Source organism: Erythrobacter sp. JB1-4, assembly GCF_057365025.1.
The window spans coordinates 869,939-880,000 of the sequence record NZ_CP200292.1 but is presented as its reverse complement, the minus strand read 5'-3'; the positions used below and the strand labels follow the sequence as shown (position 1 = coordinate 880,000).

Genomic DNA, 10,062 nt, shown 5'->3' with positions numbered 1-10,062 from the left:
TGTCTGAACATGGGGGGACCACCCTCCAAGCCTAAATACTCGTACATGACCGATAGCGAACACAGTACCGTGAGGGAAAGGTGAAAAGCACCCCGATTAGGGGAGTGAAACAGTACCTGAAACCGGATGCTTACAAGCAGTTGGAGCCCCATAGGGGGTGACAGCGTACCTCTTGCATAATGGGTCAGTGACTTAATCTAGCATGCAAGCTTAAGCCGTTAGGTGTAGGCGAAGCGAAAGCGAGTCTGAATAGGGCGACTGAGTATGTTGGATTAGACCCGAACCCCGGCGATCTAGGCATGAGCAGGTTGAAGGTGCGGTAACACGCACTGGAGGACCGAACCGTTGCATGTTGAAAAATGCTCGGATGACTTGTGTTTAGGGGTGAAAGGCCAATCAAGCCGGGAAATAGCTGGTTCTCCGCGAAATCTATTGAGGTAGAGCGTCAGATTTTTGCCATTGGGGGTAGAGCACTGGATGGACGCGGGCTGCGCGAGCGGTACCAATTCTAACCAAACTCCGAATACCAATGAGTCTAGTCTGGCAGACAGACGGCGGGTGCTAAGGTCCGTCGTCAAAAGGGAAACAGCCCTAACCTACAGCTAAGGTCCCCAAGTAATACCTAAGTGCGAAAGCATGTGGGAATCCCAAAACAACCAGGAGGTTGGCTTAGAAGCAGCCATCCTTTAAAGAAAGCGTAACAGCTCACTGGTCTAAATAAGGGTTCCTGCGGCGAAGATGTAACGGGACTAAAGGTATTCACCGAAGCTTAGGGTTGCAGTTTACTGCAGCGGTAGCGGAGCGTTCTGTAAGTTGATGAAGCGGGAGGGTAACCGACCGTGGAGATATCAGAAGTGCGAATGCTGACATGAGTAGCGATAAAGAGGGTGAGATGCCCTCTCGCCGAAAGACCAAGGGTTCCTGCTCAACGCTAATCGGAGCAGGGTTAGCCGGCCCCTAAGACGAGCCCGAAGGGGGTAGTCGATGGGAACCACGTAAATATTCGTGGGCTTGGAGATGTGTGACGGTTTGTGGAAGTAGTGTGTCCTTATTGGATTGGGCATGCTGCCAAGCAGATCCAGGAAATAGCCTCTCCGTATAAACCGTACCCGAAACCGACACAGGTGGTCAGGTAGAGTATACCAAGGCGCTTGAGAGAAGTATCCTGAAGGAACTCGGCAAATTGCCTCCGTACCTTCGGAAGAAGGAGGCCCCATCAGAAGGCAACTTTTGGTGGGGGGCACAGGCCAGGGGGTAGCGACTGTTTAGCAAAAACACAGGACTCTGCTAAGTCGGCTTCAAGACGACGTATAGGGTCTGACGCCTGCCCGGTGCTTGAAGGTTAAGAGGAGGAGTGCAAGCTCCGAATTGAAGCCCAAGTAAACGGCGGCCGTAACTATAACGGTCCTAAGGTAGCGAAATTCCTTGTCGGGTAAGTTCCGACCTGCACGAATGGCGTAACGACTTCCCCACTGTCTCCAGGATATGCTCAGCGAAATTGAATTCTCCGTGAAGATGCGGAGTACCCGCGGTTAGACGGAAAGACCCCGTGCACCTTTACTGCAGCTTTAGAGTGGCATTAGGAAGAAACTGTGTAGAATAGGTGGGAGGCTTTGAAACTTGGGCGCCAGTCCGAGTGGAGCCAACCTGTGAAATACCACCCTGTTTGTTTCTGATGTCTAACCTAGGTCCGTTATCCGGATCAGGGACCCTCTATGGCGGGTAGTTTGACTGGGGCGGTCGCCTCCTAAAGAGTAACGGAGGCGCGCGATGGTATGCTCAGGCCGGTTGGAAACCGGCTGCGAGAGTGCAATGGCATAAGCATGCCTGACTGCGAGACCGACAGGTCGAGCAGAGACGAAAGTCGGTCATAGTGATCCGGTGGTCCCTCGTGGAAGGGCCATCGCTCAACGGATAAAAGGTACGCCGGGGATAACAGGCTGATACTGCCCAAGAGCTCATATCGACGGCAGTGTTTGGCACCTCGATGTCGGCTCATCACATCCTGGGGCTGGAGCAGGTCCCAAGGGTTTGGCTGTTCGCCAATTAAAGTGGTACGTGAGCTGGGTTCAGAACGTCGCGAGACAGTTTGGTCCCTATCTGCCGTGGGCGTCGATACTTGAAAGGAGTTGCCCCTAGTACGAGAGGACCGGGGTGAACATACCTCTGGTGTATCTGTCATTCCGCCAGGAGTGCCGCAGAGTAGCTATGTATGGACGGGATAACCGCTGAAAGCATCTAAGCGGGAAGCCTCCCTTGAGATTAGGTATTTTAGATCCGTCAGAGACCATGACGTTGATAGGCCAGGTGTGGAAGCGCAGTAATGTGTGGAGCTAACTGGTACTAATGATTTATTCGTGCTTGAGAATTCGCACTGTCAATGACAGGCCTGCCCTTTGGGTAAGCTCGTCTTGCGGTGGAGAAATGCTCCAGCCAGACGTTCACAAAACCGATCATCGATTTATAACCCGTAACACCCCACAGGCTTCATTGCTTGGTGGTCCTAGCGACTGTGACCCACCCGATCCCATCTCGAACTCGGCCGTGAAACCAGTTAGCGCCGATGGTACTATGTCTTAAGGCATGGAAGAGTAGGTCGCCGCCAGGCATTGTAGCTTGTGGGAAGTGTCTTAATCGGCGCTGTTACGGGAAAGAACCCATTCACTGTCAAAGGGCTTGCCTACGGGCTGGCCCTTTTGGTGTCTTTGGACTACGCGAAATGCGCTGGTTTTTTGGACACCTAAGCTAGGTAGCGCGGGATGGAGCAGTCCGGTAGCTCGTCAGGCTCATAACCTGAAGGTCGTTGGTTCAAATCCAACTCCCGCAACCAGCATCACTCTTCCAAAGATTTAGAGATCCACCGCGTCGCGGATAGGCTGAAGACTAGGTTGTGTGCGCCTCCCCCGTAGCACTGTCGCGTGCGCTTGGTTCAATTCCAACTCTCCTGGACCAGCATCATATTGAAAACCCGTTATTTAAAAGCCTCGCTGTCGTCAGCGAGGCTTTTTGTCGTTTGAGCTCGACGCGGACAGCAAAGGACAGGGCGTAGGCCTAGCTCTCGATCCCCATAAAACTGAATACTTAGATCCCATTCTCGAAGCTGTTCTCCTGTCCTCTAACGACTTTTCGTCACACTAAGCCTTTTGCAATTCTCGTACGCTAGACCGAACGTCAGGTTTATTGATGCGAGCTTGGGGATTCCATTTATGATCCGGACTACTTGTCACTTCGCAAGCATAGCCGTTGTTGCTGCGATTTTTACATCTGAATTGGCTGCCGAAAATCATAGCCCTGTGATCACTCGCTATGATCCAGCAACGATCCTGCTGGCTAATGTCCGATCCGGATCAGAACGAGAGGCCTATCTTGAAAAGCTGCTTGGGTCGTTGCGGGCTGTCGATACTGACGGCAACGGGCTCGACCGAGCTGATGTCGCTCGAATGGAAGCTCGCATAGGCGAGAAAGCCCTCGCAGGCCAAGCACGCCGAATTGCGAAGTTTGAAAGCCAGATCGTCGAGATGGATCGGAATGGAGATGGCGCTCTTACCGAAGCTGAAATCGTTGCCGCTATCGAGTACCGACAAAGCGGCCGCGAACAAGCTGAGAACGTCTTCAGCGTGTACGACTTTGATAAGGATGGTTTTGTTGAGCTGAGCGACATGGTCCGAAGTGCGGGCCGGCAATCGCAAATTTTCTCCGCGGCAGACATCGACGGCGACGAACGTCTGAATCGGGAGGAAATGTATGCAGCTTTTGCCGCAGCGCGCCCGGCGGTGACCGAAACGCCCAAGATCGATTTCGAACAAATTGACCTTGATGGCGATGGCGTTGTCACCGCAAGCGAAATGGCGGGGCTACCGGCTGCATCTGCACAAGACACTCGCGAACGCGGCCGACGTAGCCGTATGTTTGAGCGCATTTTTCAGATCGATGCGGACGCCGACGGAAGACTTACCGAGACCGAGCTGAGGTCAGCCTTCAATCGGCAGTTTGCGCAGATTGACACCAATGGCGATGGGATCGCTTCAAGCTCAGAGTATCGCACCGGTCGGCGTACGGTAGCAATTGCGCAAGAGATCACTCGACTGCCACTTTGCAAGCTGCCCCAGCCAGCCTCTGGGAGCGAAGCTGTCGCGATTGCGGCGATCACCGGTCAGCTTGGCTCGACGATAGCGGTCGGAGGACAGGACCGCGAAACCAGCATTGTCGAAGTCCAGATAGAGCCCGGCGACACGCCTCTCTACATTCTCTTGATGACAGAAGATCCGGTTATCTGGGATATCTCCGGCGCGACAGAGCGCGTAGCAAAGGTCATTGCACTTTCGCATTCACGTGATGACGCTGGCAAACCTCTGGCAGGTGTCTCTGGTATCGCGCGGGCCAAAGTTCATTTCGGCGATAATTGCTTTCCTGTCCGTAAGGCACGCAACCAAGCCAATTTTGGTACTAAACAGCTTGAACACGTCATTACAGCTGTGACCGGATTGAAGACTCGGGCTGCATCGGGCAGGATCGGTATGGCGTATTTGCCTTCGATGCAAATCGAGAGTTTCAACGCTGGTATTCCTGCGCCAGAAGGGTTTGATCCAGATGTCTGGTGGGCGGTAACCGATGAGCGCCCTCGCGGATTGGGCGATCCGAATATCGATGACATAGTATCGCCAACATCAGTCGAGCGGTACGAACTCTTGCCCGCAGATTTTGGTCTCGCAAGGCTTGCATATCAGGGGATTATTGAGCCGACGCAGTACGGTGCTGAATACCGACTGCTTAAACCGCTGGATCGTTTTCCTGGGGGTCTGAAGGATTCAGGCTGGTACAGCTTTGTGCTAGGTGAAGGGATCGAACGCCCCGAGGGCGATTTTGGCCGCGGTTGCCTCTACGCCGACGACGGCGAAACTGTGATTGAGGGCGACTATTGCACCCGGTACTCTCGTGGAAAAGCTGTTCAGATCCGTACCGGCGAGGACGGCAAGTCGTGCCTTTACCGTTATGGTGGGGAAATGGCGGGTTGCTTCCCTGAAGACGGCGGGCCGCTGCGCGCTGTTGAAGGCAAGCAAGGCATCACTTTTGAACCAGCGCCGACCGAAGAGCAGCCGGAGGATATGCCGCCAGAGGTGATGCCAGCAGTACCCTCGGAATACGTAGCTCCGATTGAGCTTATTCCCACCGGAGAGCGGCAGCCCTGGTGAGAACTTCGTAGTGGATCACAGCTGCCCGATGACGGGTCGTCTTCCCAGCCTCTTAATGACAAGCACTCACCACTTGCGATCTGAGTAAAAACCGCTAGTTGACTTAGCGGGGTCGGTTGCAATTAATGACAGCTTCAACAGAAAATCCTTTGGCGGCTCCCGCCGATGCGGCGCTGTCTAGCTTCGTTTTACTTGCGCAATTTCTTGGGCAAGCGGCGGACCCTGCGCAAATCCACCATGATCGCGGGCAGGGCGATAGGGCTTACACCTTCGATGATCTGGTGCGGATCGCCAAGAAACTGGACCTGATCGCGCGGCGCAAAAGTGCAAGCCTCAGTGACCTTTCGAAGCAGCCCCTACCAGCGCTCGTGCGACTCAATGAAGGTGGCTGCGCGGTGCTCCTCAAGATAGACACAAGCGGCGATGCGGGTGTGCGCCATATGGTTCTGCGGCCCGATAGCGAGCGCCCTGAGGTGTTGGGCGAAGAGCAGGTCCTTGAGGAGTATGAGTTTGACGGCGGCAAGGTAGACCTGCTGCTGATGACAAGCCGCGAAAAGATCGCAGGCGAGAAACGCGCCTTTGATATCAGCTGGTTTATTCCGGCGCTTGTTAAGTACAGGCGGGCTTTGCGCGATGTTCTGGTGGGCAGTTTCTTCCTGCAATTGGTGGGCCTTGCCTCGCCCATTTTCTTCCAGCTTGTGATCGATAAAGTGCTCGTGCACCAATCGATGACGACGCTTGAAGTGCTTGCGATTGGTCTTGCCACCGTGCTGGTGTTTGAGACGATGTTGTCGGCGCTTCGCAATTGGCTCTTTGCGCACACATCGAACCGGGTGGATGCCGAGCTTTCCGCGTCGCTCTTTAAACATCTCGTCGCCCTCCCGCTTTCCTATTTCGAGGCACGGCGGGTGGGCGATAGCGTGGCGCGGGTGCGCGAGCTTGAGAACATTCGCAACTTCTTGACGTCAAACGCTGTGACGGTTGTCATCGACCTGTTCTTCACCATCGTGTTTTTCATTGTGATGTATCTCTATTCGCCGATGCTGACGCTTATCGTCGCGCTCACCATCCCGATTTACGTCACCATTTCAATCTTCATCACCCCGCCACTTCGCGCGCGTTTGGACGAGAAATTCAAACGCGGGGCGGAGAACCAGGCGTTTCTAGTCGAGACCGTCACCGGCATCGGAACGCTCAAGAGCATGGCGGTTGAGCCGCGTATGCGCGACCGGTGGGAAAAGCAGTTTGCGGGCTATATCAAGACCGGTTGGGATGTGACGGTGCTCTCCAATTGGGGGAGCCATCTGATCCAATTGGTGAGCAAACTCACGACCGTGGCGATCCTTTTTTCGGAGCGCAGGCGGTAATTGCAGGGTCTTTGACAGTCGGCGCATTGGTCGCGTTCAACATGTTATCAGGCCGTGTGGCGCAGCCGATCTTGCGGCTGTCGCAGCTGTGGCAGGATTTCCAGCAGGTGCGTATTTCCGTGGACCGTCTGGGCGATATCCTCAACGCCCCCGCAGAACCTGAACACAACCCCAACCGCGCGAGCCTGCCGCCGATCAAGGGGCAGGTCGAGTTCGACAAAGTGCGCTTCCGCTACCGCGCAGATGCGCCCGAAGCTCTGCGCGGGGTAAGCCTTGATATACGCGCTGGCGAGATGCTGGGGATAGTTGGGCCGTCGGGCTCTGGCAAGTCGACGCTCACCAAGCTGGTGCAGCGGCTTTATGTGCCCGAACAGGGCCGCGTGTTGGTTGATGGTACGGACTTGGCGCTTGTCGATCCGGCATGGCTGCGCCGCCAAGTGGGCGTGGTCCTGCAGGAAAACATCCTCTTCAACCGCACCGTGCGCGAGAATATCGCGCTGGCGAACCCCACGATCGACATGGAACGTGTTATCGCAGCCGCCGAGCTTGCCGGTGCACATGAGTTTATCCTCACGCTCGCCCAAGGCTACGACACCATAATCGAAGAGCGCGGGGCCAACCTTTCAGGCGGACAGCGTCAACGCCTCGCCATCGCCCGCGCGCTTATCACTGATCCCAGCATCCTGATCCTCGACGAAGCCACCAGCGCACTTGATGCCGAGAGTGAGGAGATTATCCAAAACAACCTCGCCCGCATCGCAGAGGGACGCACCGTCATGATAATTGCGCACCGCCTGTCCGCCGTGCGCCCATGCGACCGGATCATCACGGTTGAGGCCGGCGAAATCACCGAAATGGGCAGCCATGAAGAGCTCCTCAAAGCCGGTGGCCGCTATGCGCAATTGCACGCGAAGCAGACCGGTATGGCGGGGATGTCATGAGCTTCCTTTCCGACCGTTTCCCCACAATGGCTAAGCACCTCGGCGTTTTTGGCGAGGCGTGGCGCGGGCAAACTGAGGCGGACAAAGCCTTCAAGCCCAAAGAAGAACACGAATTCCTCCCCGCAGCGCTGGAGATAATGGAAAAACCCGCAAGCCCCGGTATGCGCTGGCTCTTGCTCCTCATCTGCGCGCTGTTTGTGCTCGCGCTAATATGGGCGTTTGTGGGCAAAATTGACGTGGTCGCGACCGCTGCGGGCAAGACAGTGCCGGGCGATAATGTCAAAGTCGTACAGCCTATCGAAATCGGATCCGTGCGCCAGATCCACGTCAAGAATGGACAATTTGTGAAAGCGGGTGAGCTGCTGATCGAGCTCGACCCGACGCTTGCCAATGCGGATGAGGCGCAAAGCACACAAACGCTGCTCTCCGCGCGGATTATCCAGGCCCGCAATGACGCTCTTCTCGCGCATTTGCAGGGAAAGCGCGCGCGCTTCGTGCCGCCCGAAGGCACGCCGCCTGATATCATCCGCACCGAAGAGGCCTTCGTCACCAATGCGACTGCGCAATACGATGCGCAGAAAAGTGCGCTTACCCAGCAGCGCGCCGAAGCTCAGGCCGAGCTTGCCGCGTCGAATGCCGAGATTGCAAAACTCGAAGAAGCGCTGCCATTCATTGACCAGCAATTGGGTGCACGCGCCGAGCTTGCCGAACGCGGCTATTTCTCCAAGCTCCAGCTTCTTGAATACGAACAACTGCGCGCTGAGCACCTGCGCAATATAGAGGTGCAGCAGGCCAATAGGCAGCGTGCCCAAGCTGCCATTGGACGGCTGACTGCCGAGCTACGAAGCTTACGAGCGGGTTTTGGCCGGTCTGCCGTGACTGATCTCGCCGAGGCAAACGACCGCGCCACGATGGCGAGCGAAGAACTACGCAAAGCCGAACGCATGCGCCGATTCCAAGAACTTCGCAGCCCAGTCGATGGTGTGGTTCAGCAGCTTGCGGTGGGAACCATCGGCGGCGTCGTCCAGCCAGCGGAGCCGCTTATGGTGATCGTGCCCTGCACCTCAGGCGATGCGAGCGATGCGGCGAGCTGCAATGGCGGGGTCACGGTCGAGGCATTCGTCCAGAACAAGGATATCGGCTTTATCAAAGTTGGCCAGCGCGTGGCGGTGAAACTCGAGGCGTTTAACTTCACCGATTATGGCCTCATCGAAGGGACCGTCACCAACATCAGCCGGGATGCGATAGACCAATCACAGCAACCCGCTGGGAGTGTGCGCGATGAGAATGGGCGGCCGATCCAGCCGGGCCTCGTTTATGCGGCCAAGATCGAGCTTTCCTGCGAGGCGGATAACCCGGAGCGCCATGCGCTGTGTGACAGCGTCCAACCGGGGATGAGCGTGCAGGCCGAGATTAAAACCGGCCAAAGACGTATCATCCAATACTTGCTCTCACCCATCTCCCAAGCAGTCAACGAAGCGGGACGGGAAAGATAAAGAAATATAAACTGTAAAAACTGAACTGCGCAATTGACAATGATTTGAAAAGGATATTGGTTGTAAGTTCATGGGATCAACGAACCTCGCAAGTTTTGGCCATTGATTTGTCAAATGCTGCGTGTCGTTGAAGAAGGGCGCAAATTGAGGGTTGGTTTTTCCATCGTTCGACTTGATTAACCGCTGGGTGCTTGGCGCTCCGCGGGGCTGTTCGTGTGATCTCTTGAAATGGGTTCGTATGTTTGGTGGGGTTGCGCGCAGGCGCTTTGGCCCACCAGCTTAGGGGAGAGCAAAGATTGGCATTCGAGATCACACGGGCGTGAATGGCGAAGTTGAAAACCTATCAGCCCAATCACCCGGATGTGGCGGCTTTTAGGAAGTCTTGCTCATTGTGAAGAAAGCTCTTTTCATCTCGTTGATTGCACTCTCTCCGCTCGCGATGGCCATGGGCTGGGTGGTCTACACGTGGAATTTGGAAAGACACCACGGCACCTATTGTTATTTGGAAGACGAAGGTGAGTACCGATACATTTCGCGTGACGATATGCTCACAGGGATGGTTGCCTTGCGGTTCGTCGGTGCAAGACCAATCGCAGATAGCAATGGTGCGTGGGTTCTTGATGATGACGGGAATGTAGTAACCTCGGCAGAAGTGTCGAAAGGTGAGGCTGTCGAACTTGCAAAAATAGAACGCACTCAAAATCCGCGTAAGTTCAGCAAGCCGTTTTACAGGCTCACCCTAAGAAACCCTGCACTGTACTGGCGTTCATTCACCAACCCCTATGACCGCAGGTTTTACGACACAGAGGACTACATAAAATCCTGCAACATCTACGAGGTGCTCAATTGATGCTCGGGGTGTTTTTTATGAAGGTCGCTGCGTCAGCTCTGGCCTGCCTCGCGCTACTCGTAACCGGGTATTTCGCGTTCCTTGCATACACCACAGGCGAGGGTCGCCCGGTTTGCATGAGTAACTTTTCTCAAGCCACGCGCGAGCGGGTCTTTTGGCAGGGGGTATGGTCGCACCTTCAGGCCCGTCCCGCGATCCAGTCTGTTCTGAGGGCAG

The 10,062-nt window shown here is 55.4% G+C and carries 5 protein-coding genes, 1 tRNA gene and 2 rRNA genes (1 of these 8 running past the window's edge); all 8 read left to right on the top strand.

Annotation, left to right across the window (positions count from 1 at the left end):
• A 23S ribosomal RNA gene (locus AC0V61_RS04000) occupies nucleotides 1-2,369 on the top strand; it begins 425 nt to the left of the window's first position.
• A 124-nt stretch (nucleotides 2,370-2,493) separates the two neighbouring features.
• Nucleotides 2,494-2,608: ribosomal RNA gene (rrf, locus tag AC0V61_RS03995) — 5S ribosomal RNA — on the top strand.
• Between the two features lie 145 nt (nucleotides 2,609-2,753).
• Nucleotides 2,754-2,830 (top strand) — tRNA-Met (locus AC0V61_RS03990).
• Between the two features lie 376 nt (nucleotides 2,831-3,206).
• A complete protein-coding gene (locus tag AC0V61_RS03985) occupies nucleotides 3,207-5,192 on the top strand; it encodes an EF-hand domain-containing protein (protein ID WP_486155983.1) in 1,986 nt (661 codons plus the stop codon).
• A gap of 125 nt (nucleotides 5,193-5,317) precedes the next feature.
• The gene (locus AC0V61_RS03980; protein WP_486155982.1) at nucleotides 5,318-6,559 is read left to right on the top strand and encodes an ABC transporter transmembrane domain-containing protein; all 1,242 of its coding nucleotides are present in this window, start codon (nucleotides 5,318-5,320) and stop codon (nucleotides 6,557-6,559) included.
• Between the two features lie 11 nt (nucleotides 6,560-6,570).
• Complete coding sequence (locus tag AC0V61_RS03975; RefSeq protein WP_486155981.1) at nucleotides 6,571-7,500, top strand: ATP-binding cassette domain-containing protein; 930 nt, start codon at nucleotides 6,571-6,573, stop codon at nucleotides 7,498-7,500.
• A complete protein-coding gene (locus AC0V61_RS03970) occupies nucleotides 7,497-8,996 on the top strand; it encodes an HlyD family type I secretion periplasmic adaptor subunit (protein ID WP_486155980.1) in 1,500 nt (499 codons plus the stop codon). Before AC0V61_RS03975 ends, AC0V61_RS03970 begins: the two co-directional genes overlap by 4 nt.
• A 391-nt stretch (nucleotides 8,997-9,387) precedes the next feature.
• Nucleotides 9,388-9,846, top strand: coding sequence for a hypothetical protein (locus AC0V61_RS03965; protein WP_486155979.1), 459 nt, complete (start codon nucleotides 9,388-9,390; stop codon nucleotides 9,844-9,846).
• Nucleotides 9,847-10,062 lie beyond the last annotated feature (216 nt).